The 24,981-nt window shown below is 60.8% G+C and carries 18 protein-coding genes; 7 read left to right on the forward strand and 11 right to left on the reverse strand.

All coding sequences use genetic code 11. From position 1 onward, the window contains the following. The 4 genes from BMZ10_RS22785 to BMZ10_RS22800 form a co-directional block, all read right to left on the reverse strand. Positions 1-1,995: a GumC family protein gene (locus BMZ10_RS22785; RefSeq protein WP_093467547.1), complete on the reverse strand. Its 1,995-nt coding sequence runs from the start codon at positions 1,993-1,995 to the stop codon at positions 1-3. A gap of 18 nt (positions 1,996-2,013) precedes the next feature. Then, positions 2,014-2,787 carry a polysaccharide biosynthesis/export family protein gene (locus BMZ10_RS22790; protein ID WP_093467550.1) on the reverse strand — a complete coding sequence of 258 codons (774 nt, stop codon included), beginning with the start codon at positions 2,785-2,787 and terminating at the stop codon, positions 2,014-2,016. A 185-nt stretch (positions 2,788-2,972) separates the two neighbouring features. Next, positions 2,973-4,424 (reverse strand): mannose-1-phosphate guanylyltransferase/mannose-6-phosphate isomerase, encoded by a 1,452-nt coding sequence (locus BMZ10_RS22795; RefSeq protein ID WP_093467554.1) that lies wholly within the window; start codon positions 4,422-4,424, stop codon positions 2,973-2,975. Beyond that, a complete protein-coding gene (locus BMZ10_RS22800) occupies positions 4,424-5,860 on the reverse strand; it encodes an undecaprenyl-phosphate glucose phosphotransferase (protein ID WP_093467557.1) in 1,437 nt (478 codons plus the stop codon). Before BMZ10_RS22800 ends, BMZ10_RS22795 begins: the two co-directional genes overlap by 1 nt. Positions 5,861-6,335: 475 nt before the next feature. On the opposite strand from BMZ10_RS22800, the gene yegS reads away from it, so the two are divergent. Then, positions 6,336-7,244: a lipid kinase YegS gene (gene yegS, locus BMZ10_RS22805; RefSeq protein ID WP_093467560.1), complete on the forward strand. Its 909-nt coding sequence runs from the start codon at positions 6,336-6,338 to the stop codon at positions 7,242-7,244. A gap of 88 nt (positions 7,245-7,332) precedes the next feature. Here yegS and BMZ10_RS22810 read toward each other — a convergent pair whose 3' ends face one another. From BMZ10_RS22810 to BMZ10_RS22820, 3 genes are all read right to left on the reverse strand, one after another. After that, entirely contained in the window at positions 7,333-7,992 is a 660-nt protein-coding gene (locus tag BMZ10_RS22810) for a response regulator (RefSeq protein WP_093467563.1), read from the reverse strand. Further along, complete coding sequence (locus BMZ10_RS22815; protein ID WP_093467566.1) at positions 7,989-8,894, reverse strand: sensor histidine kinase; 906 nt, start codon at positions 8,892-8,894, stop codon at positions 7,989-7,991. Before BMZ10_RS22815 ends, BMZ10_RS22810 begins: the two co-directional genes overlap by 4 nt. A 466-nt stretch (positions 8,895-9,360) precedes the next feature. Beyond that, the gene (locus BMZ10_RS22820) at positions 9,361-9,870 is read right to left on the reverse strand and encodes a hypothetical protein (protein WP_177182198.1); all 510 of its coding nucleotides are present in this window, start codon (positions 9,868-9,870) and stop codon (positions 9,361-9,363) included. Between the two features lie 539 nt (positions 9,871-10,409). Here BMZ10_RS22820 and BMZ10_RS22825 point away from each other — a divergent pair. Both BMZ10_RS22825 and BMZ10_RS22830 read left to right on the forward strand, forming a co-directional pair. Continuing rightward, entirely contained in the window at positions 10,410-11,336 is a 927-nt protein-coding gene (locus BMZ10_RS22825) for a chemotaxis protein CheV (protein WP_093467569.1), read from the forward strand. Between the two features lie 129 nt (positions 11,337-11,465). Then, the gene (locus tag BMZ10_RS22830) at positions 11,466-12,275 is read left to right on the forward strand and encodes an MOSC domain-containing protein (protein ID WP_093467572.1); all 810 of its coding nucleotides are present in this window, start codon (positions 11,466-11,468) and stop codon (positions 12,273-12,275) included. 70 nt (positions 12,276-12,345) lie between these two features. Here the strand turns inward: BMZ10_RS22830 and BMZ10_RS22835 are convergent, their stop codons facing one another. From BMZ10_RS22835 to BMZ10_RS22845, 3 genes are all read right to left on the reverse strand, one after another. Continuing rightward, on the reverse strand, positions 12,346-14,274 hold the full coding sequence (locus BMZ10_RS22835) for a transglycosylase SLT domain-containing protein (protein ID WP_093467575.1): 1,929 nt from the start codon (positions 14,272-14,274) through the stop codon (positions 12,346-12,348). A gap of 94 nt (positions 14,275-14,368) precedes the next feature. Then, positions 14,369-16,222: an ABC transporter ATP-binding protein gene (locus BMZ10_RS22840; RefSeq protein WP_093467578.1), complete on the reverse strand. Its 1,854-nt coding sequence runs from the start codon at positions 16,220-16,222 to the stop codon at positions 14,369-14,371. 116 nt (positions 16,223-16,338) lie between these two features. Next, a complete protein-coding gene (locus BMZ10_RS22845; RefSeq protein WP_093467581.1) occupies positions 16,339-16,776 on the reverse strand; it encodes a GFA family protein in 438 nt (145 codons plus the stop codon). A gap of 260 nt (positions 16,777-17,036) precedes the next feature. Between BMZ10_RS22845 and BMZ10_RS22850 the strand changes: the two genes are divergently transcribed. Then, positions 17,037-19,106, forward strand: coding sequence for a hybrid sensor histidine kinase/response regulator (locus BMZ10_RS22850; RefSeq protein ID WP_093467583.1), 2,070 nt, complete (start codon positions 17,037-17,039; stop codon positions 19,104-19,106). 157 nt (positions 19,107-19,263) lie between these two features. Further along, positions 19,264-21,183, forward strand: coding sequence for an ATP-binding cassette domain-containing protein (locus BMZ10_RS22855; protein ID WP_093467586.1), 1,920 nt, complete (start codon positions 19,264-19,266; stop codon positions 21,181-21,183). A gap of 69 nt (positions 21,184-21,252) precedes the next feature. Here the strand turns inward: BMZ10_RS22855 and BMZ10_RS22860 are convergent, their stop codons facing one another. Further along, complete coding sequence (locus BMZ10_RS22860) at positions 21,253-21,696, reverse strand: universal stress protein (RefSeq protein WP_093467589.1); 444 nt, start codon at positions 21,694-21,696, stop codon at positions 21,253-21,255. A gap of 110 nt (positions 21,697-21,806) precedes the next feature. Here BMZ10_RS22860 and BMZ10_RS22865 point away from each other — a divergent pair, with 110 nt between their 5' ends. Both BMZ10_RS22865 and fadB read left to right on the forward strand, forming a co-directional pair. Beyond that, positions 21,807-22,244: a hypothetical protein gene (locus BMZ10_RS22865; RefSeq protein ID WP_093467592.1), complete on the forward strand. Its 438-nt coding sequence runs from the start codon at positions 21,807-21,809 to the stop codon at positions 22,242-22,244. Positions 22,245-22,824: 580 nt separating this feature from the next. Continuing rightward, positions 22,825-24,972, forward strand: coding sequence for a fatty acid oxidation complex subunit alpha FadB (gene fadB / locus BMZ10_RS22870; RefSeq protein WP_093467595.1), 2,148 nt, complete (start codon positions 22,825-22,827; stop codon positions 24,970-24,972). The last annotated feature ends 9 nt before the right edge of the window (positions 24,973-24,981 follow it).

Genomic DNA, 24,981 nt, shown 5'->3' on the forward strand with positions numbered 1-24,981 from the left:
TCAGTGCGGGCTCCGCAGGCGCGAGAGCCAATTCAGCACCCGCTCGGGAATTTCAAAGCGACGACGGTTGAGGATGATCCCGTCAACCCGTTTGAAGGCGGTGGTCAGCGTGGCCAGAGCGTTCTGCAGTTTTGGCACGGTGGAGGTTTCAGCCTGCACCACCAGCACGATCAGGTCGGCGTCGCGCAGGTGCACGAACGCCTGCTGATTGACGAAGAACGCGGAAGCGTCGATCAACTGGATCTCGCCGGGCTCGGCTGGCCTGCCGTCACCGACCCGGACGGTGTGACCGTGGTCTTCGAGCAGCTTGCGCAGATGATCGACGACAAACGTCACGCCTTCGCCGGAATGCGCCGAGGTCAGACCAATGCTCAGCCCGCGTTCGGCCACCTGTTTGAGAGGCAGCACGCTGTACAACCGATACAGGCTGGCGGTGAAGGCACTGGTGCGATGAGGCTGAACGGTTTCCAGGTCCTGCAGACTGCTCCACAGCGGCACGCCGAACTGCGCCTCGATCTTGTCGCCGTCGTGGATGCGCTGGTCCAGCAGATAGAACAGGTAGAGCGCCAGCATGCCGACGCCGAGGCTCAACGGCACCGCCAGCAGCAGCATCAGCAGGCTTTTGGGGAAGACCCGGCTCGGATTGAGCGTGGCCTGTTCGATGATCGCGATGTTGCTGATGCGGCTTTTGTCCAGTTCACGGTCGATGCGCGCTTTTTCCAGGCTGTCGGTGTAGAGAACGTAGTTTTTCTCCTCGGCGTCCAGCTCATTCTGCAGGCGCGAAATCTGCGGTTCCAGGGACAGTGCCTGTTGACGATCCTTTTCCAGCTGGGCCAGCTGAGCGTCCAGTTGCTGCAATTGGATCAGCAGACGGGTGTAGCTGGCCTGCTGGTCGTTGAGGATGTTCTGCAGCCGCGTGAACAACGGGTTGGGTGCAATGTTCTCAGTGCGCTGCACGGTGGGGTTCTGGCTGCTCCAGAGCTGCTTCAGGTTCTTGATTTCGTTGTCCAGCGCCTGCACCGGTGGCGCGCTCTCCTTGAACGAACGCAGCAGTTCCTGACGCTCGACCTCTTTGCTGTTGATGCGGTTTTCCAGATCCTGACGACTCGGGTTGAGGGCCATTTCCTTGCCCGAACTGATGAGTCGCGTCTGCTGGTTGATTTGCTGCTGGATCTTGTCGATCCCGGCCTTGGTCGAGGCAATCGAGCGCGCGGTATTGTTGCGTTCGGTGCGCAGGTCGTTCAAGCCTTGCGCGGTGTCGGCCAGTCGCTGGTTGATGCTGGTGCTGCCCACTTGATCGAGCAGCGCCTGGATCTGCTGCTTGTGCGACAGGATGTTGGCCTGCGTGTCCTTGACCTCCTGCTCGTAAAACGCATACAGGCTGACCCGGCCGAGGGTGCGGGTGCGCTCGTTTTCATATTGCTCGACCCAGTTCTTCAGCACGATCTGCGCGACTTCCGGGTCGTTCCAGGTGAACGTCAGCTCCATGACCGAGGAGCCCGGGTCGTGACTGACCTTGAAGTTCTTCTCCAGATCCTCGGCCAGACGCTCTTCAGGTGTGCGCTTTTCTACCAGCCCGATCAGCTCCAGCGAGCCGCGGATGAACTCGATCACGCCACTGACGGTGGCGCGTATGACGCCTTTGACCGATGCCATGAAACCGGTCGGCTTCGGCGCATTGGACAGCGCCTCCATGTACTGCTGTGCCACGAGCCGGGTGATGGGCCGGCCGGTCAGCATGCGTTCTTCGTCCAACAGCGGATCGCGCAGGGCACTGGGCATGACGATGGACGGGCGATCGGCATACTCGATCGGCAGGGTGCTGGTGTCGCGGCCGGGCTTGACCAGCAGCAACGCTGTGGACTCATAGCGATTGGGCAGCAGGAAAGCCCCCAGCACGATGATTGCGAAGGTCGCTACCACGGTGATCTGTACTTCGCGCCGGAAGATGAAAAACAGGCGCAAGAGATCGCGGAATGAGCGGATGCTTATCATGTCGGTGGTCCCTTCCGATTAATTGTTGTCGCGCAAGTTGTAATTCACGCCGAAGCCCAGCGATTTGGAGAACGGAATCAGCTGGTTGAAGTACAGATTCACGCCGTCGATCTTGTTGCCGACCGTAGATTTGGGAACGAACACGACGTCACCACGCTGCAGCAGCACGGGCGCCCGAGGCCCGCCGCTGCCGGCATACAGCAATTTGCTGTAATCGAAGAAATAGGTTTTGTAGAGACCATCGTCGCCCTGACGCAACAGCGCCACCAGACGCGCGTCGGCGTCCGGGTTGATGCCGCCGGCACCGACCAGCGCTTGCTCCAGGTTGGTGACCACGGCCACTGACAGGTTGCTTGGATTGCGCACCGCACCGCCGACAAACACCGTGTTGCTGGGCGCCTGGCTGATGTTGATGGTCAGTGCGGTTTCCCGGTACACCGGCGCCAGCTTGTCTTCCAGCACTTGGGTCAGTTGCGGTACGGTCAGGCCGGCGGCTTTGACCGAGCCGATATAGGGATAGGAAAAGGTGCCATCGTTGAGCACCGGGAAGAGGGTCAATTCGTAGATCGAGTTGGCCGTGAACGCAGAAATCGACGGCGCTTCGCCTGTGTTGCGCACAATCCGCAGCGTGTCGCCTGCATGAATGCGTTCCGGTGGCAGCGGTTTGCCTGCCAGCGCCAGCCCTGCGTCTTGTGCCGCCTTGATCTCAGGCGAGTCAGGCAAGCCGATCCGCGCGGGTGTATTGCACGCGCACAACAGCAAGACGCTGGCCAGCAGCAGCGTGTTTTTCATTGGTCCGGAACTCCTGTCATGCATGAATACGGCTCCCTTGCGGGTAAAACAATCATGTCGGCGATACTGCCAAGTCCAATGTCAACGGGATAGCGGTGCAGAGCCTGGTCTTCGTTGCCCCGCCGTCTGTGAAGGGGCAGGGCGAATCAGCCGCTGCGCGGCCGTTTTCAGGGGCCGGTCGGTTGTCAGACCTTGGCAGCGGGCACTCGGCCATAGACATCAGTGAAGCGCACGATGTCGTCTTCGCCAAGGTACTCGCCGCTTTGAACCTCGATCATCACCAGATCGATCACCCCCGGATTGACCAGGCGGTGGGTGTGGCCCGGCTTGATGAACGTCGACTCGTTGGTGTCCAGCATGAATTCGCGCTCGCCATTGGTCACTCGAGCCATGCCGCTGACCACAATCCAGTGTTCGCTGCGGTGATGATGCATCTGCAGCGACAGCGACGCCTGCGGCTTGACCACGATGCGCTTGATCTTGAAGCGCTTGCCTTCTTCCAGAACGGTGTACGTGCCCCAGGGGCGAGTCACCGTGTTGTGCAACAGGTACGCCGGATGACCCTGGCGCTTGAGCTCCTGAGCGATCACTTTGACTTCCTGACTGCGCTGGGCATCGGCGATCAGCAGCGCATCCGGCGTGTCGATGATGATCAGGTTGTCCAGTCCGACTCCGCCCACCAGACGCTTCTTGGAATCGATGTAGCAATTGGTCACGTCGTGCAGCACGACCTGGCCGTTGTACTGGTTGCCATTCGCGTCTGCCGGCGCCAGTTCGCGAATTGCCTGCCAGGAGCCGATGTCGCTCCAGCCCAGTTCGCACGGCACCACGGCAACCTTGTGTGAGCGCTCCATCAGGGCGTAGTCGATTGAAATGTCCGGCGCCTTGGCGAACGTCTCGCTGTCCAGTTCCAGTTGCAGTTCGTTGCTGCCTTCCTTGCTGCTGCACTGGGCCAGGCAGGTCCGCACTGCTGCGAGCACGTCCGGCGCATGGGTTTCCAGTTCACGCAGCAGCACGTCGACGCGCATGCAGAACATCCCGGCATTCCACAGATGCAGGCCGCCATCGATGTATTCCTGCGCGGTCGATGCGTCGGGTTTCTCGACGAAGCGCGCCACCTGATAAGCCTTGTCGCTGAGCGCCTGACCTTTTTCGATGTAGCCGAAACCGGTTTCCGCACGCGTCGGGATAAGCCCGAATGTCACCAGCCAGCCTTCATCGGCCAGCTTCTGCGCATCTTTAACGGCTTTACCAAAAGCGGCCACGTCGTTGATCAGATGATCGGCCGGCAGAATCAGCAACTGCGCGTCATCCCCCTGGCGAGCCTGAACGTGCAGCGCCGCTGCGGCGATGGCCGGGGCGGTGTTACGACCGAACGGTTCCAGCAGGAAATCCAGCTGGATCTTGTTCTTGTTCAGCAGCCGGTAATCGTCGACGGTGCGGAAATACACTTCCCGGTTGGTCACCGTCAGCAGGTTGTGAACGCCGTCCAGCGTGCTGGCGCGATTGAAAGTCTTCTGCAGCAGACTTTCGCCATCGGGCAGACGCATGAAAGGTTTAGGCATGGCTTCGCGCGATACCGGCCAGAGCCGGGTGCCGGCGCCGCCGGCGATGATGCAGGGAATAAGGGTGCCCATCAGTAAGCCTCGCGGGAGAAAAGCACTGCAGGAACAGTGCGCAAAAGGATGTATAGATCGAACCAGACGGACCAGTTTTCGATGTATTCAAGATCGAACTCGACGCGCTTTTCGATCTTCTCCACAGTGTCTGTCTCACCACGATAGCCGTTGATCTGGGCAAGGCCGGTAATGCCTGGCTTGACCCGATGACGCGAGGTGTACTCCTTGACAGCTTGTTCGAACAAAATGCCGGCGGCCTTGGTGGCCGTGGCATGTGGGCGCGGCCCCACCATGGACATGCTGCCCGCGAACACGTTGAACAGTTGCGGCAACTCATCCAGGCTGGTCTTGCGGATGAATCGCCCGACCCGGGTGACCCTGACATCGTTCTTGACGGTCTGTTTCTCGGCAGTCGCATCGGCCTGATGGGTGTGCATCGAGCGGAACTTGCAGACCGTGATCAAGCGGTTGTTGTAACCGTAGCGTTTCTGCCAGAACAGCACCGGCCCGCGTGAATCGAGTTTGATGGCCAGCGCGATCAGCGCCATGAACGGCGACAGCAACACGATCGCAAGCGTCGACAGCACCATGTCTTCAATGCGCTTGAACAGCGGTGACCAGCCCCGCAACGGCACGTCCGATGCGTTGAACATCGGCAGGCTGGCGACCTCGGTGATGCGGTTATGGGCATGCCGGAACGCGACCATGTCAGGCACCAGCAGCACGTTCACCGGCAGGCGTCGCAGCTCGCGGATGATGTAATCCATGCGGTTCTCGGCGGTCCAGGGCAGGGCGACCAGCACCTGAGTGACCTTCTCCTCGCGAATCAGGGTTTCCAGATCGCGGGTGTTGCCCAGCATCGGCAGATTGGCGACGGTCTTGGGCAGGCGACCGATACGATCATCGATGAAACCCCATACGCCGGAACGGATGTCCTGATTCTCCAGCAGGTACTCGGCCAGGCGCTGGCCGTTCTCGGTGGCGCCAAGAATCACGGCATTCTGCAGGAAGAACCCGCGGGCCATCAGGCGTTTGAAAATCAATAGCAGCAAAAGCCGTTCAGCGCAGAACATCGCCAGACTGACGACGAACCAGACCATCAGCTGTTCCTGGCTGATGTAGTCGAAAAGATCAAGCGCCTTGTGCATGAACAGCAAGACGCAAAAGGCCGACGACCACACAAACAGGATCATTTTGAATCGCGTGCGGTTGCTGAAGATAGATTCGGAATATACGCCGAGTGCCTGAAACATCAGGACGCAAACGATGCCGAAAAAGATCTGCACCATCAAATAACTTTCGGGGGCGGCGGGGGCTTCAGCCTGCCAATACGCGAGGATCAGGATGCCAGGAAGAATGGACGTCAGACCGTGAACCAGCCGTACAGCGAACAGAAAATATTCAACCAGACTGGTGCGGGTGAGCAACAGACTGTCAACCGGGTGCAGCCGCATAAAACGTCCTCACATCTTCGTTCCATGAATCCATGACGGGCCTACCCGATTGGCAATCGCACTCGGAAAAGTCAATATAATGACTCTTTTGCGGACTGCGGCGAAATAAGCCAATTAATTGTCGATTAAGCACTCTATCCCACGGTATTTCAATCCCATCAGCAAGGAATAATCCTATTTTTTCCCGGTCATTGTAGGACTACTCCCAAACGCAGTTAAGAGATTCCCTCAAACGAGTGCCATCATTAGTAAAGCCGATGAATCGGATGATGTCATCGGGCCGGATTCAAAAAGGCGCATCGAACCGCTGTCATCAGATCGCAGGCCACGTGTCTTATCGCAGAGGCCTCCCATGACTTCGGGCGTTTGACCCCATTCCGGGCATCGCAAAAAAAAATCATGATCGTGGCTTTTTCTGTACTGCCTGAGGTCAACATCTCACGCAGACGAATCGCACGATGATAAGGAAGGACATATGACGGAGCGCAGGGCTTTATTGATTCTTCACGGCAAACAGGCGCTCAACGAAGACGTGCGCAATGCTGTGGAGCGCAAGCGCAAACATGGCTGGACGCTGGACGTGCGGCTCACCTGGGAAGGGGGTGACGCGCAGCGACTGGTCAAGGAGGCGCTGGCAGCGGGCCATCGACAGATTATTGCGGGCGGGGGTGACGGCACGTTACGTGATGTCGCCGAAGCGCTCGCACTGGCGCAATCGGATGCCAGCCTGGTCATCTTGCCGCTGGGTACCGCCAATGATTTCGCGCGTTCGGCCGGTGTCCCGCTGGAGATCGAGCGTGCGCTGGACCTGCTGGACGTCCCGGCCCGCACCGTCGATATGGGTGCGGTCGACGGCAACCTGTTCCTCAACATGGCCACCGGCGGCTTCGGCAGCCAGGTTACGGCGAACACCTCTGAAGACCTCAAGAAAGTGCTGGGCGGTGCGGCGTATCTGTTCACCGGTCTGACGCGTTTCAGTGAGCTGAAATCTGCCTACGGCGAGTTGAGCGGCCCGGACTTTCATTGGCAGGGCGATCTGCTGGCGCTGGGCATCGGCAATGGCCGACAGGCCGGAGGCGGGCATCCGCTGTGCCCGAACGCGCTGGCCGACGACGGGCTGCTGGACATCAGCATCCTGCCGGCGCCGCAAGAAATCGTCGGCACGCTCAAAAGTCTGCTCGAAGGCGGACTGGGCATCGACAATCTGTTCGTTCGCGCCCGCCTGCCCTGGGTCGAACTGAAGTCGTCGCAGGGACTGGACATCAATCTGGACGGCGAACCCCTCAGCGGCGAGCAACTGCGTTTCGAAGCCCGGCCCGGTGCCCTGCGCATCCATTTACCCGCGCATTCGCCGCTGCTCGGGCAGGCAAAACGTCTGGGTTGATGCGAGACGCCCGACGGCGCTTGCGCAGGTCGCGCCAGGGTGCGCCGCGTTCAGCGGCGCGCGTTTCGCTCGCGGCGAGGGATCGGGCTCAATCGTCCAGGCTGATGATCTGTTCACGCACGCAGAACAGCACCAGGCCCGCCACGTCGTAGATCTGCAGGCGTTTCATGATTTGCGAGCGGTGGGTTTCGACGGTCTTCACGCTCAAGGTCAGGCCGTTGGCGATTTCCCGGGTGGATTTGCCTCTCACGATCAGGCGCAGGATTTCCAGCTGACGAGCTGTCAGATTATGGTTCTCGACGGCTTCGACCTTGGTCGACTGCGCGCTGACCAGCGCCTGGTTGATCACGGTGTGCGCGATGGCGGGGCTCAGGTAACGCTCGTCGTTGCGCAACGCCTCCAGCGCCTGCTCGATCTCCGTCGCAGTCGCGTCCTTGAGCAGGTAGCCGTGGGCACCACCTTCCAGCGCCCTCATAATCATCTGCGGCTCGGTGTGCATCGACAGGATCAGCACCTTGCTGTCGGGCAGGGCGTGATGCAGCCGTTCGAGTGCATCCAGACCGTTGCTGTCCTTCATGGAGATGTCGAGCAGGATGATGTCCGGCTTCAACGCCAGGGTCATTTCCAGCAGCTGATTGCCGTCGCAGGCTTCGCCGATCACCTGATAGCCGGGAATGTCCGAAACCAGCGCACGGATGCCGGCGCGGATCAGGGCATGGTCATCGACAAGAAGAAGATTGCAGATCATGGGTGCTTACTTATGTCAGCGCGTCCGCGGGCTCGCGGGGCCCAGGGGAAGAGCGCGTGAATGTGAGTGCCTTTGCCGGGAGCGCTGTCGACGGTCAGCTCCCCGCCCAGCAGACTGGCGCGCTCGGCCATGCCCGCCATGCCGCGCTGACCCTGCTGAGCGGGGTCCTGAGCGGGCGAAAAACCTATACCGTCGTCGGAAATGCTCAGTGCCAGACCTTCCGGCTGGCGCTGCAGGCGAACGAGCAGGTTGTTTGCCTGCGCGTGGCGGAGCATGTTGGTCACCGCTTCCTGAGTGATGCGGAAAGCGGCCACGGCCATTTCCTCGGGAATGCCCGCCAGCCGCTGGTGGCATTCCAGGCTCCACAATACCTGCGTATCGGCCAGCGTGCGCAACAGGTGCGCGCGCAGGCTGGCCTCGAGCCCCAGGCTGGCGAGTTGACGGGGATTGAGGATTGCCGAAACGTCGCGGACCTTCGCCAGGGTTTCGTCCAGGATGCCATTGAGCATGTTGCAGTGGGGATGGAGCTCTTGCGGCGCGCGGCGTTGTAGCCAGTCGCTTTGTAACTTGGCGGCGGTCAGCATCTGACCAATGTCGTCATGCAGTTCGCGGCTCAGGCGATGACGCTCGGTTTCCTGAACCTGCAACATGTGGTCGGCCAGTTCCTGGGGCTGGAACTGGATGGTCTGATCCGGGCGTGTCATGGCATAGCAAATGCTCAGGAATGCGCCGACATTGAGCAGCGTCATTACCAGAGGCAGGCCGCCATTGAACAGATATATAAGGGTGTTGCCGCCGGTCGTCGCCAGACATAAGAGTGCTGCCCATCGAAACGCGCTGTTCGAGTTCATGCGCTGGAACTTGGAAAGATTGCTGCTGCCATGCATAGCGGATGAAGCCATCGGATAGTTATAGCGGATACCTGAACAGTCATTGCCAGGTCACTCAAGGTGGTCGAGCGAGGGACGCGAGTCCGCCCACGTGTAACAGGTGCCCAGGATCCCGAGATCGGTTTTCAACCAGATTAATGATGTCGCAAACTTTCGCGCGTGTATCCGCGGTCGGCAATCTTACCCTAAATAACGTGCCGATTAAGCGTTAAGTGTGAATAACATCAAGGTGATATTTGTCTGATCAGTCAGGATTTAAAACTGGAACGATAGTGCCATGAGTTGGCCATTGACTAGTTGCGGACTTGTTATCGCCACAGTGACTCATGCCGAACTTCAATGCGCCGAATGGCAAGTTGGCAGTTGCTGGAAAGTGGCAGGAGCGTCGCAGGAGAGCGATCGATGGTTTGTGCCGATCGGTCGCCTTACCGGGGCATGTGCGCCCCGGCCTTGGGCCTCGGGCGATGCGGCAATGGCTTCAGAGGGTGGTGGAGCGGTCCAGGCGTTCGCCTGCGGCGGGTTCTGCATGCGTGACGGTCATTGGCGCCGACCACTCGACGGTGATCGAATGTCCGTTGTCGAGTTTGCCGATGCCGCAGGCGCAGCCGAACTGCTCAAGCAGGTCGCGCTGTTCGCCATCATCCAGCGGCAGTGAGCCGTCCAGTGGATCGATGAGTTCGATTTGCCAGGACATCAGCGAGATGCATTGGCGCAGGGACAGCAGTGCCTTGGGCTGAAGGCGTCCGGCGGCACTGGCGAAATACAGCAGGTAGCGCAGTTGCCGGGCGAAGCCGGCGACCGAGTCGACCGCCGCAGTATCTGCCTTGCCGGCGAGTTGCTGCAGCGTGGTGAGCAGGCACTCAATGGCATCCCGATCGTCGCCGATCAGTTCCAGATGACTGAGGCACTCGTCTGCGCGGCACATGAGGAGTTGCGTTTCGCTGAGAAAATCACCGTGCAGCTGATGCCATTCATTGCCGTTCAGCATGTGAGATCACTCTTGATGGATTGCGATATCAGATCGCGTGGGGCGAGTGGCCCAAAGTTAATGTTGAAGGCATTCGGAAGTCTGTAGGGCATTTCTGATTGTTGGTGAGCGCGAACGGCCGAGCGAGTGCTCGAAGGGAGGGGTGCAGCAGTGCCCCGCGCGATAGTCTGGGCGATCCGGTCCGTCTTCGATGCGGTTACGGGGGATTCGGAAGATTGCGCGAACACGACCACGTACCTGACTCCATTCATTCAATGAGAATGGCGTCACAATAATGGCTAACAGAATTCGGGAATATCAGGTTTGCCCTGATTGTCGTTAGGGATTACCCCTAGGGGAATGGATGAGCCTGGCGCAATTGATCAGCGAAGAGCCATCACACCGCCGTTATTCGGGCTCTCCGGATGCCAGTCAGTAAAGCATGATGTTAATGTGATATCAATGATGCCGAGCGGTATTATATCGACATTAAGGTCTGCACCGTCGCTGCCGATAACAGGTAGGCGGACTTACTTGAACCCCTGCTCCAGGAGCAACAGATGGCTGGCATTCTCGACACGGTAGACCAACGTACACAGCTGGTGGGTGAGAACCGCCTGGAAATCCTCATGTTTCGCTTGGCTGGCCGGCAGCTGTTCGCGATCAACGTGTTCAAGGTTCAGGAAGTCCTGCAGCTGCCCAAGCTGACCCTTATGCCGCAACGTCATCCGTTCGTGTGCGGCGTGGTCAACCTGCGCGGCCAGACCCTGCCGGTCATCGATCTGTCTCAGGCCATCGGCATGCGCCCGCTGGTGCCAGGCGCGTCGAGCACGATCATCGTGACCGAATACAACCGTTCCGTTCAGGCGTTTCTGGTCGGCGGCGTCGACCGCATCGTCAACATGAACTGGGAAGCGATCCTGCCGCCGCCGACCAGTGCCGGCCGCCAGCATTACCTGACCGCCATCAGCAAGGTCGACGATCAATTGGTGGAAATCATCGACGTCGAGAAGGTCCTCGCCGAAATCGTGCCTTACAGTGCCAAGGTTTCCCGCGACAAGCTCGATGATCCGGTACTGGCGCGTGCCCGTGGCCGTGAAGTGCTGCTGGTGGACGACTCCAACGTGGCGCTTTCGCAGCTGCGTGACACCCTCGGCCAGCTTGGCGTGAAGATGCACGTGGCCAGTGACGGCCTCAAAGCGCTGAACATGCTCAAAGGCTGGGCGGACACTGGCGAGGTCATGACCGACAAGTTGTTGATGGTTTTCACCGACGCCGAAATGCCCGAAATGGACGGCTATCGCCTGACCACCGAGATTCGCCACGATCCGCGTTTGCGCGGGCTGTACGTGGTACTGCACACGTCGCTGTCGGGCAGCTTCAACGAATCGATGGTCAAGAAGGTCGGCTGCGACAACTTCCTCTCCAAATTCCAGCCCGACAAACTGGTCGATGTCGTGCGCGAGCGCCTGATGCTCGACAACTGACGTTCCAGCCCGGTCTGACAGATTTGAGCCCCTTGCTGTATGGAGGGGCTTTTTTGTATCTGTACCGCGTCGAATCCGGCGCGCTCGTATAAAGTGTGGCGTTTTCACACTGTCAGAAAGGACGCGTACATGCTTCGTCTCAGCGCGCTGTATCGGTACCCCCTCAAATCCTGCAAGGCGGACTCGCTTCAGCAGGCCAGCTTCGACGAGTTGGGCATGACCGGGGATCGACGCTGGATGCTGGTGGATGAAAGCAGCGGTCGGTTCCTGACCCAGCGCGCCTTGCCGCACATGTCACAACTGTCGGTGCTGTGGCATGCCGACGACGGCGTGACCCTTTCGGCGCCCGGGCATGAGCCTGTGCAGATCGCAGTGCCACTGAACGTTGAAGACAACCTGCGCGGGGTGACGGTCTGGCGCGACACGTTGCGCGTGCCGGACGCTGGCGATGAGGCGGCGCGTTGGGTCAGTGCGTTCATTGGCAAGCCAACCCGGATGGTCCATGTGCCCAAGGACCGGGCCCGCTTCATGCCATCCGGCTACGGCACAGCGGATGACAGGGTGGGTTTCGCCGACGGTTTTCCACTGCTGCTCATTGGTCAGTCTTCGCTGGACGATCTGTCGCAGAAAATCGGTCGTCCTCAGGAGATGCTGCGTTTTCGGCCCAATCTGGTGGTCGAAGGCGCGCCTGCGTTTGCCGAGGATGGCTGGAAGCGTATCCGCATCGGCGATCTGGAATTCAGGCTGCTGAAGGCCTGTTCGCGCTGCATCCTCACCACCATCGATCCGGCGACTGGCCAGCGCAGTGAAGACCGCGAGCCGCTGAGCACGTTGAAGACCTATCGCGAACGGGAGGGCGAGGTGTGGTTCGGCCAGAACATGGTCAGCGACGGGCCGGGCGTCATTGAGGTCGGGATGCCGATTGAAGTGCTCGAGTGAGTTGAGCGGCGCTGAGCGGGAGGTCGGCGTCGCGGCCGCGCTGAGGAGCTAAACAGCGCGGCCTGGATCGTTACAGGTCGTCGAAGAACCGTTCGTGCCAGTCCACCAGCGGCTGTGGAGCGTTGAGCTTCTGGCCGTAGATCACCGCATATGACAGCACGTTCTGAACGTACTGGCGGGTTTCATCGAACGGAATGCTCTCAACCCACACATCGAACGCCAGGTGATTTGCGCCGCGCAGCCACTGCCGCACGCGGCCGGGACCTGCGTTGTAAGCGGCGGACGCCAGCACGCGGTTGCCATTGAACTGCGCGTGGACCTGGCTCAGATACGCCGCACCCAGCTGAATGTTCTTGTCCGGATCCAGCACCTGAGCGGGGGAGGCGAGCGGAATGCTGAACTTGCGTGCGGTCTCCTTCGCAGTCGCGGGCATCAACTGCATCAACCCGCTGGCGCCGACACCGGAGCGTGCGTCATCCATGAACGCGCTCTCCTGACGCGTGATCGCGAATACCCAGCTGGAATGCAGCCCACGGATCTGTGCCTCGCGCACCAGGGTGTCGCGGTGGGCCATCGGGAAGCGGATGTCCAGATCGTCCCAGTATTGCGCCTGGCTGATGGTCCGGATCGCCGGGAAGTACCAGCGCATGTCGTATGCCAGCTTCGCCTGGGCGACCATCTCGTCGCGGGTGAAGCGGCGCGTCACGTGATACCACTCGCGGCGTCCGTTGACCACCTCGCCACGCTCGTAGAACTCCAGCGCACGCTGCACGCCGGGGGTGTTGCGCACCTTGTTCATCGTCGCCTGGCTGAGCGGCAGCGGTTTGTTGTTCAGCATGTACGGCGTCTGCGTGCGGTCGGCGGCGAGAAAGCCGTAGAAGTCCCGTTCCTTGGAAACGGTGCGGTACAGATTGGCCAGGAGCGGGCTGTCGGGTTGCGCCAGCTCCAGCGAGCGCGCCTGCCAGTAACGCCAGCGGTTGGTCGTCGCCAGCGTCTGCGGCAGGCGACGGGTCAGTTCATAGGCGTCGTTCCAGCGGCCCAGACGCAGCAGCAGGCGCAGGCGCCACTCGGTCACGGTGTCGTCACGCAGATCCGGATCGTAACGGGTCATCACTTCCAGAGCGCGGCCGTCGTAGCTGCGAGCCAGCGTCAGGCCGATTTCCTTGGCGATCTGGACTTGCTCCTCGTGGGAGAAATGCAGCATCGGCGAATAACTGTCCAGAAGCTCCATCGCCCGTTGCGGGTCCTGTTTGGCGAGGCGGCGCAGGCCCAGTCCGACGACATCGGACATGGCCTCGTCCGCCGGCATGAACTGCCCCTGATTGTTGACCATTTCCGGCTTTTGCGCGACCGCGATGAGCAGACGACCTTGAGCCGCGAGGGTGGTCATGCTGTTGACCAACTGGTTGGCCAGCGCATAGTTGCGGGCCTGAGCGGCCAGCTTGGCGCGCTGCCAGCGCTTCTGTTCGGTCAACTGGCCTTCGACCGCCCACTGCGTGAAAAACGCATCGCAGGCCGGAGGCAGGGTCTTGCCAGTCATCCAGGTCTTTTCGGCGTTCGCGTAGCCTTCCGAGCGCAGGTTATGGCTCAGCTGATATTGACCATACAGGCAGTCGAGCTCGACGAAATTGAGCTTGGGGTCGTAATACTGGACGAACGGTTGCCAGTCACCTCGCGCTGCCAGCAGGCGCAGCCAGCGCAGCTTCATGAAGTTGGCTTGAGGCAGATCGCCATGTTCGGCGAGGAATTTTTCGACTTCCTGATCGCTCGCGCTGTTCAGGCGAGCGGTGAGTTCGTCGTACGCCAGATACGGTTCAAGCGGGTAATCGGCCAGTGCACTGGCGTAGGTTCGATACGGCCCGGCGTCGCCCTTGGCCAGCGCGCGTTTGGCTTGATCGTAATACTGGCGTTGGGTGGTGATATCGACCGCTTGGACGGACTGGGCTGCGGTGGCCGACAGAAGCAGGCAGGACAAAAGGCTGAACAAACGACTGCGCATGAGACTTCCGTGCAGATGAACCGTGAAAAGTGTCGCTAGCTTAGCCTGTTGCCAGCGCCGGTTGAAGCGCTGGCGCGTGGGCGGTTACATATGTTTACTCATGCGCCTCGACCACGCCTTGATCTTCACCCAGAAACCCGCCGCTCTGGTGTTGCCACAGCCGTGCGTAGGTGCCGTTCCTGCCGAGCAATTGGGCATGGGTGCCTTGCTCGATGATGCGCCCGTCTTCCATGACGATGAGTCGGTCCATCGCCGCAATGGTCGACAGCCGGTGGGCAATGGCGATGACCGTCTTGCCCTGCATCATTTCGTCGAGGCTTTCCTGAATGGCGACTTCGACCTCCGAATCCAGCGCGCTGGTGGCTTCGTCCAGCAACAGGATCGGCGCGTTCTTGAGCATCACCCGGGCGATCGCGACACGTTGGCGCTGGCCGCCGGAAAGTTTGATTCCGCGCTCGCCCACCAGCGTGTCGTAGCCGCAATGCCCCTGACGGTCACTGAGCTGACTGATGAAGCCGTCGGCCTGGGCGTTGGCGGCGGCGCGGCGGATCTGGGCGTCGGTGGCGTCGGGGCGACCGTAGGCAATGTTGTCGCGGATCGAGCGGTGCAGCAGGGACGTGTCCTGTGTGACCATGCCGATGGCACTGCGCAGGCTGTCCTGGGTCACCTTGGCAATGTCCTGGCCGTCGATGCTGATCCTGCCGCCGTCCACATCGTAGAAGCGCAGCAGCAGATTGATCAGCGTGGACTTGCCGGCGCCCGAGCGACCCACCAGCCCGATTTTTTCACCCGGCCGGATCGACAGGCTCAGCCCGTCGAGCACCTGGCGCTCGCCGTTGTAGTTGAAGCTCACGTTGTCGAAGGTCACCGCGCCGCCTGCGGGCACCAGCGCGCGGGCATCGGGAGCATCCTGCACCTTGGGGCCTTTGGTCAGCGTCGCCATGCCGTCTTGGACGGTGCCGATGTTCTCGAACAGCGAGGTCATCTGCCACATGATCCAGTGCGACATGCCGTTGATACGCAGCGCCATGGCCGTGATCGCTGCTACCGCACCGGTTCCCACTTCGTCCTGGTGCCACAGCCAAAGTGCATAACCGCTTGCCGCCATGATCAGTCCGACCACCAGTGCCTGATTGACGATCTCGAACTGGCTGACCAGACGCATCTGGCGAAAGCCTGTCTGTTTGAAGTCCTCCATCGCGGCCCGCGCGAAATGTGCTTCCCGTCTGGAGTGGGAGAACAGTTTCACCGTGGTGATGTTGGTGTAGGCGTCGGAAATACGACCGGTCATCGACGATCGTGCGTGGGCTTGTTCCTGACCGACCTTCCCCAGGCGCGGCACGAAGTACCACATGGCCACTCCGAACAGCACGATCCAGGCAATGAACGGCAGCATGAGTTTCAGCGCGAAGCCACCCGCCAGGGCAATGATCGCAATGAAGTACACGCCGATCCCCGGCGCGATTTCGATAATGGTGAACAACACCTCGCGCACGGCCAGCGCGGTCTGCATCACTTTGGTGGTGACCCGGCCGGAGAATTCGTCGGAGAAGAACGACAGGCTTTGTCGCAGCATCAGCCGATGAAAATCCCAGCGCAAACGAAGCGGCAGATTGATAGCCAGCACCTGGTGCTGCACCATCGTGCGCAGCGCCACCAGGCCTATGCTGGTGATCAGCACGATGCCGATGCCCCACAACACGCGGCTTTCCTGTCCGGCCGCTTCGCCGCCGGCTTTCCAGACCGAAAGCAGATCGACGACCTGGCCGAGGAAGGAAAACAGCCACGCTTCGTAGATCGATACCGCGGCGCTGAGCAGTGCAAGGGCGAGGATGTAGCGCCGTGCCCCTCGTGTGCAGGCCCAGAGGAAGCGTGCCAGCCCGGCCGGGGGCGGCGGAACCTCATCCGGCGGAAAGGGGTCGAGCCATCGTTCAAAAATGCGAAGCATGGAGGGTTCCATAGACAGTCAATGGAGGCAATTCTGCCATTGATAGGACAGCCTGAGCGGGGCAGCGATCTGGCGAACCCGCCACTTCTCGCGCTGCACCTTGACTATCCGTGCGTTCAGGCATCCGTGGAGGGAATGAACCGCAGCACGCCAGAGAGCGGGTTGCCAGCTGTTCCTTTTCTGTCTGAAGGGTGATTGACGCCATCGTTCACTGGAACTTCGGCAAAGTCGAAAGGGCTGACCCCGGCCAGGCACGCTGCGTTGACGCCGAGCTGATCGGGATTGGAACGCCGCCGGTGATGCGTGTAGATCCCGCATGTGCCGCAGAAATAGTGCTTCGCGGTGTGGGTATTGAATTGATAGAGCGTGAGGGCATGTTCACCCGCGACGATGCGAAAATTATCCTGGGTCGCAGTCACGACGACCGCCCCTCGCATGCGGCAATAAGAGCAATCGCAACGGCGCGCCGTCGCCAGACCTCCGCTGAGAGTGACCCGGAACTGCACGGCGCCGCAGTGACAGGAACCTTCGAATTCAGTCTGGTTTTTGTCCATGATGATGCCTCGAGATGAGCCGGAAATGGATCGTAACAGCCAGCGACGAAGCAGTTGAAGGGGCAAGCCGCAGCGAAGAAAACCTTTCGGCGTCAGGTTGCACGGGCAGATAGCCTTACCGCCTCGCAACGTACTCGGCAATGACCGGCGGTGACATTGTCAGGCATGCCGGGCCACGGCGCTGCTCGGCGACACTTCGCCTCGCCGTCGCGGACAGGTATGCTCGGCGTTTGTCTGCCAAGCGGTTGCCGAGGGTGTAAATGGATCAGGGTAACAATGAACGACCTGCCCGACAGGTGGTTTCCTCCTTGCAGCCTCAGGCTCACGAATTTCCGACCGACACCTCGGAGCGTCTGCAGCTTGCGCTGGACGCCGGTGCGATCATTGGCACCTGGGTGTGGGATATCACTCACGATTGCGTGACCGCGGACGAACGATTTTCCCGGTCCTTCGGCTTGTCCGCCGAAAGCTGCAAGGCCGGTATTCCCATCGCCGAGGCCTTCTCCTCGATCCACCCCGACGACGTGGCGCGCGTGGCGGCCGACATCCACGAAGCGATGGGGCGTGGCGGCGCGTACCGGTGTGAGTATCGCGTGCGCCAGGAAGATGGTTGTTATCGTTGGGTCGAGGCCAATGGCCGGGCGGAACTGGACGCCCAGGGACAACCCGTACGCTTCCCCGGCGTGCTGATGGACATCGAGTCGCGTCGCGCCGCGGAAGCCGAGCGAGACAGAATGTCGGCGTTGCTGCGGACCTTCACCGCCGCCGTACCAGGCGTGGTCTACGCCAAGGATCTCGAGGGGCGCATGCTGGTTGCCAACCATGGCACGACCGAGCTGATCGGCAAGCCGCCTGAGTTCTACCTCGGCAAGACCGACCTGGAGTTTCTCGAAGATAAAGATCAGGCGCGTCAAGTCATGGAGACGGACCAGCGCATCATGCGCAGCGGGAAGGCCGAGCAGATCGAGGAGCGCGTCGACATGCCCGATGGCTCAGCCACGATATGGCTGTCGGCCAAGGCTCCATTGCTCGACGCGGCGGGCGAGGTCATCGGTCTGATCGGGTCGTCGATCGACGTGACTGCACGGAAATCCGCCGAAACGGCGCTCCGCGATCTCAACCGTACGCTGGAGGCGCGCATCGCGCAGGCGGTAGCCGAGCGCGAAGCGGCGGAAGCTGCGCTGCGTCAGTCACAGAAAATGGAAGCGATCGGTCAGCTCACCGGCGGCATTGCCCACGATTTCAATAACCTGTTGGCGGGCATCACCGGCAGTCTGGATCTGATCAAGTTGCGCCTGCAGCAGGGGCGCACTGCAGACGTCGAGCGTTACGTGTCAGTAGCCTACGGCGCCGCCCAGCGTGCTGCGGCGCTGACCCATCGGCTGCTGGCGTTCTCCCGTCGACAGACCCTGCTTCCGGTGCACACCGATGTGCATGTCCTGATTGCGGAAATGGAGGAGTTGATCCGGCGTACCGTCGGGCCGACCATTGAGCTGGATGTCGAACTCATGGCGCAATCGAGCACGTGCCTGGTGGACCCGGCGCAGGTGGAAAACTCCTTACTCAACCTGTGTATCAATTCTCGCGATGCGCTGCCTGCAGGCGGCAAAATCTCCATCCGCACCTGCAACCATCAGCTGGAGGCGGGGCTTGAGCTCGACCCGGAACTGCCGCCGGGAACCTACCTGACGATCTCGGTCACGGATAATGGTGCGGGCATGAGCCCTGACACGCTGGCCAAGGCGTTCGAACCGTTCTTCACCACCAAGCCGGTGGGCGCGGGAACCGGACTGGGGCTTTCCATGGTGTACGGCTTCGTCCGCCAGTCTGGCGGGCAGGTCAGCATTCAGTCGGACGAGGGCCGCGGCACGACCGTCTGCCTGCAACTGCCTTATCACCCGGCCGAGGTCGCGGCGGGCACCGAGGTCGAACCGGGGTGTCTGCCCCATACGGTTGGGTCGGGCGAAACCGTGCTGGTGGTGGATGATGAGCCGACGGTGCGGATGTTCGTGAGCGAGGCGCTGGGGCATCTGGGCTACGTGGTCGTTGAAGCCGCCGACAGTCAGGCCGGTTTGCAACTGCTGCAATCGGATACGCCCATCGATCTGCTCGTCACCGACATTGGCCTGCCGGGCGGGATGAATGGCAGGCAGATGGCGGAAGCCGGGCGGGGCAACAGGCCGGGTCTGCCGGTGCTGTTCATGACCGGCTACGCGCAGCCGCTGGTGCCGGAGCAGCAACCGCTGGACCGATCGACGACGGTGCTGACCAAGCCTTTCGCGCTGGAAGAGTTGATTGCGCGCGTCGGCACGTTGCTGGGCCGGTCGTGACGGGCACATGAGGGTGAGCAGCACGGCGCTTACCCCGGACTGAACGTGGTGCCCGCGTTTCGCCGGATCACGTCTGTCATCGACACGCCTGTCATCGAATAGCCCCCATCGGTCGGGTATCTCAGGTAGAATGCGCGCCCGGTTTTTGGAGAAGCTCATGACCCTGCTCAAATTCAGCGATGTGTCCCTTGCGTTCGGCGCCATGCCGTTGTTGGACAAGGTGTCCTGGCAGATCGCCCGTGGTGAGCGGGTCTGCATCATCGGCCGCAACGGCACAGGCAAGTCCAGCATGTTGAAGCTGGTCAAAGGCGTGCAGTTGCCTGACGACGGCAGCGTCTGGCGCGCCCCCGGTCTGAAGATCGGCGAGTTGCCGCAGGAGCTGCCGGTGGCCGATGGCCGTACCGTGTTCGACGTGGTCGCCGAAGGCCTCGACGGTGTCGGCGCGCTGCTCGCCGAATACCACCACCTGAGCCAGAACATCGTCACCGCGGAGGACCTCGACAAGCTGATGCACGTGCAGTCGGACCTCGAAGCCCGTGACGGCTGGCGCCTGCAGCAACTGGTCGACAGCACCCTGAGCCGGCTTCAGTTGCCGGCCGACAAGACCCTGGCCGAGTTGTCCGGTGGCTGGCGCCGTCGCGTGCTGCTGGCCCAGGCGCTGGTCTCCGAGCCTGATCTGCTGCTGCTCGACGAACCGACCAACCACCTGGACATCGGCGCCATCGCCTGGCTCGAAGAGGCGTTGAAGGAATTTCAGGGCGCCGTGCTGTTCATTACCCACGACCGTTCTTTCCTGCAAAACCTCGCTACGCGCATTCTGGAACTGGACCGTGGCGGCCTGATCGACTGGAACGGCGACTACGCCAGCTTCCTGGTCCACAAGGAAGCGATGCTGGCGGCGGAAGAAACCGCCAACGCGCTGTTCGACAAGCGTCTGGCGCAGGAAGAAGTGTGGATTCGCCAGGGTATCAAGGCGCGGCGGACCCGTAACGAAGGCCGCGTGCGTGCGCTCAAGGCGCTGCGCGTCGAGCGCAGCGAACGTCGCGAGCGCACCGGAAAGGCAAACATTCAGCTGGACACCGCCGATAAATCCGGCAAGCAGGTGATGGTGCTGGAGAACGTCAGCTTCGCCCACCCGGGTGGCCCGACGCTGATCAAGGACTTTTCCATGGTGCTGCAGCGTGAAGACCGCATCGGTCTGCTGGGCGCCAACGGCACGGGCAAGACCACCTTGCTCAAGCTGATGCTCGATAACCTCAAGCCCACCAGCGGCACCGTGGAAGTGGGTACGCGTCTGGACGTCGCCTACTTCGACCAGTTGCGTCATCAGCTCGATCTGGAAAAAACCGTGATCGACAACGTCGCCGAAGGCCGCGATTTCATCGACATCGACGGGCAGAGCCGCCACGTCCTCAGCTATCTGGGGGATTTCCTGTTCAGCCCGCAGCGTGCCCGCACGCCTGTAAAAGCGCTGTCCGGCGGTGAGCGCGCGCGTCTGCTGCTGGCCAAGCTGTTCAGCAAACCGGCCAATCTGCTGGTGCTGGACGAACCGACCAACGACCTGGACGTCGAGACCCTCGAGTTGCTTGAAGAGGTCTTGCTGACTTTCAAGGGCACCGTGCTGATGGTCAGCCACGACCGGGCATTCCTCGACAACGTCGTCACCAGCACGCTGGTGTTCGAAGGCGAGGGCAAGGTGCGCGAATTCGTCGGTGGTTATCAGGACTGGCTGCGTCAAGGTGGCTCGCCGCGACTGTTGGGCGTGACCGAGAGCAAGTCCGGCAAGACCGAATTGAATTCGGCGATCGTCGAGCCTGTGGCGGCGCCTGCTCCCGTACAGGAACCGGCGCCCGCCACCAAGAAGAAGCTGAGCTACAAGCTGCAGCGCGAGCTGGAAGCGCTTCCGGGCGAGATCGATGCGAAGGAGCAGCGGATCGCGGCTGTCGAGGCAGAGATAGCCGACCCTGGCTTCTACCAGCGTCCGGCTGCTGAAACCGCCAAGGTGCTGGCGTCCCTGGAGCAGCTGACCAAGGAGCTCGACGCACTGGTCGAGCGCTGGGCCGAGCTGGACGAATAACTCAGTAACGTCGTGCAACAAAAAAAGCCCGAACCCCTCAAGGGTTCGGGCTTTTTGATGTGTCAGGAATTACTCGGCGCGTTTGACCAGACGCACGGCCAGTACATCGCACGGCGCGCCGTGCAGCACGTCATTGGCAGTGGAACCCAGCAGCAGCGACAGGCCGTGACGGCCATGGCTGCCCACGACGATCAGATCGACATGATGCTCCTTGGCCAGATTGTGAATTTCCTGACGAGGCTGGCCGTAGGTCAGATGGCTGTCGCCGGTGTGTACGTCCGGGTACTTCAGTTTGAGTGCTGCAAGCTTTTCCTTGGCCTGGTCGAATTGCTGCTGCTGCAGTTGCGACAGGTCCATGGGCACGTCGCCGCCAAAGGCCATGGCCATGGGTTCGACGATGTGTACCAGCGACAGCTTGGCCTGGGTCCCCACGGCCAGCTTGATGGCCTTTTTGATAACCGGATCGCACTCTTCAGTGAGGTCCACGGCTACCAGGATATGTTCATAGGACATGGGATGTTCCTTCTGAGGTTTGCGATGGTTTTGATTATGGCTCTTTTCACGCGCCCCTGGCACGCCGTTATGCTTTGTTTGCCGACATATCGCGGCAGGGGCATAGAGATATGACGCTGTGGATAGTGCTGTCAATCATTGCCGTGGTGTTGAGCCCGCTGGTATGGCTGCGCCCGTCGCGTTCGCAGAGCGGAAGAATGGCCATGCGCATGGAGGCGCGGCGCATGGGGCTGGCGATGCAGTTGATTCCGCAGGAATGGCCCCACTGGCTGCCGACCGAGCCACCGAGCCCCTGCGCCCAATACCACAGGCCGCGCACGGCACGTGATCCGGACGTCTGGGTGTACTGGCAGATGGCGCCCGGAGCGTGGGTCAATCAGTGGCGTGAGCCTTGCGCCGATGCGCGCCTGCAGGCGCAATTCGAGACGCTGCCAGCGGACGTCTACAAAGTTGAGGCGGGTAGACAGCTGATCGCGCTGTACTGGGCGGAGAAGGGCGAAACCCAGGTGCTGGAGAGAATCGCTGGAGTGCTCAAGGCGCTGGCGTGAGGCCGCGCGCAGGAGCTCGGCAAATCGCAGGCATTAAAAAGCCCGATAGCAACATCGGGCCGGGGTTGGCCAGGCAGGCCGATAATTCGTGACGCTTTGCGGTGCAACGCCGCAAAAGACGTGCAAATTCGTTTCACGGCATTTCCGAAAACGACCCGTCTTGATGCGCAGTGCGCTGAATGTAGACCTTATTGGTGCATTTGTCTGCTGCGGATCCAATTATTTTTGACGTTTATACCTTTAGCCGTCGCTTCCACTGTTTAGTCAGGCGTGCCGAGTCCCCTGTGCTGATCACTGAACTGAATGGCGCCTGATCACAGGTGTCTTTTACCTGCGATTTGCCGGTTTTGCCCGCTGTCTGCCGAATTGACAATTGTTGGAATATGGCTGAAGGTAGGTGCACCCAAATCAAACGGGCGTATGAATTGAGCGTTTGCCGTAGGAATGCTCTGACAGACGCTCGAATCGTGTCGACGGGGTGCCTGGCGTTTGGTGTCGCATGGCCGGAAAGGTCAGGTGATTCGCCGGATTTCAGCGTCTGACGCGTATTGTTCAGCTTCCATATCGTGGAGATCAGTTGATGATTTACGAAGGTAAAGCCATCACGGTTAAGGCTCTTGAAAGTGGCATCGTCGAATTGAATTTCGACCTCAAGGGTGAGTCCGTCAACAAGTTCAACCGCCTCACCCTCAACGACCTGCGTCAGGCTGTCGAAGCCATCAAGGCTGACGGCTCGGTCAAAGGCGTTATCGTCACCAGCGGCAAAGACGTGTTCATCGTCGGCGCCGACATCACCGAATTCGTCGACAACTTCAAGCTGCCGGACGCCGAACTGGTGGCCGGTAACCTGGAAGCCAACAAAATCTTCAGTGATTTCGAAGACCTGAATGTCCCGACCCTCGCTGCCATCAACGGTATCGCCTTGGGTGGCGGTCTGGAAATGTGCCTGGCGGCCGACTTCCGGGTGATGTCCGCCACCGCCAAGATCGGCCTGCCCGAAGTCAAGCTGGGTATCTACCCGGGCTTCGGCGGCACCGTTCGCCTGCCGCGCCTGATCGGCGTCGACAACGCCGTCGAGTGGATTGCCTCGGGCAAGGACAATCGCGCCGAAGATGCCCTGAAAGTGGGCGCCGTCGATGCGGTGGTCGCGCCCGAAAAGCTTCAGGAAGCGTCACTGGACCTGATCAAGCGCGCCATTTCCGGCGAGTTCGACTTCAAGGCCAAGCGTCAACCCAAGCTGGACAAACTCAAGCTCAACGCCATTGAGCAGATGATGGCGTTCGAAACCGCCAAAGGTTTCGTCGCAGGCCAGGCCGGTCCGAACTACCCGGCACCTGTCGAAGCGATCAAGACCATTCAGAAAGCCGCCAACTTCGGCCGTGACAAGGCGCTGGAAGTCGAAGCGGCCGGTTTCGTGAAGATGGCCAAGACCTCGGCGGCCGAGAGTCTGATCGGCCTGTTCCTGAACGATCAGGAACTGAAAAAGAAAGCGAAGATTTACGACGAAGTCGCCAAGGACGTGAAGCAGGCGGCCGTGTTGGGCGCAGGCATCATGGGCGGCGGCATCGCCTATCAGTCGGCTGTCAAAGGCACGCCGATCCTGATGAAAGACATCCGCGAAGAGGCCATCGAACTGGGTCTGGGCGAAGCGTCGAAACTGCTGGGCAAGCGCGTCGAAAAAGGGCGTCTGACCCCGGCGAAGATGGCCGAAGCGCTCAACGCGATTCGTCCTACGCTGTCTTACGGCGATTTCGGCAACGTCGACCTGGTCGTTGAAGCCGTCGTCGAAAACCCGAAGGTCAAACAGGCCGTGTTGTCCGAAGTGGAAGGGCAGGTTGCCGAAGGCACCATTCTGGCCTCCAACACCTCGACCATCTCCATCAGCCTGCTGGCCAAGGCGCTCAAGCGTCCTGAGAACTTCGTCGGCATGCACTTCTTCAACCCGGTGCACATGATGCCGCTGGTCGAAGTGATCCGTGGCGAGAAGTCCAGCGAAGTCGCCGTGGCGACGACCGTGGCCTACGCCAAGAAGATGGGCAAGAACCCGATCGTGGTCAACGACTGCCCGGGCTTTCTGGTCAACCGTATCCTGTTCCCGTACTTCGGCGGTTTCGCCAAGCTGGTCAGCGCCGGCGTCGACTTCGTGCGCATCGACAAGGTCATGGAAAAATTCGGCTGGCCAATGGGCCCGGCTTACCTGATGGACGTGGTCGGCATCGACACCGGTCATCATGGCCGCGACGTCATGGCCGAAGGCTTCCCTGACCGCATGAAAGACGACCGCCGCTCCGCTGTGGACGCGCTGTACGACGCCAATCGCCTGGGCCAGAAGAACGGCAAGGGCTTCTACGTCTACGAGACCGACAAGAAGGGCAAGCCTAAGAAAGTTGTCGACGCTTCCGTGCTCGAAGTGCTCAAACCGATTGTCTACGAACAGCGCGACGTCACCGACGAAGACATCATCAACTGGATGATGATCCCGCTGTGTCTGGAGACTGTCCGCTGCCTGGAAGACGGCATCGTCGACACCGCAGCCGAGGCCGACATGGGCCTGATCTATGGCATCGGGTTCCCTCCTTTCCGCGGCGGTGCGCTGCGCTATATCGACTCGATCGGTGTGGCTGAATTCGTTGTCCTGGCTGACCAATACGCTGATCTGGGCGCTCTGTACCACCCCACTGCGAAGCTGCGCGAAATGGCCCGTACTGGCCAGCGCTTCTTCGGCTAAGTGCCCAAC

This window comes from Pseudomonas sp. NFR16 (assembly GCF_900108875.1).
In the GTDB taxonomy this organism is placed as follows: Bacteria; Pseudomonadota; Gammaproteobacteria; order Pseudomonadales; family Pseudomonadaceae; genus Aquipseudomonas.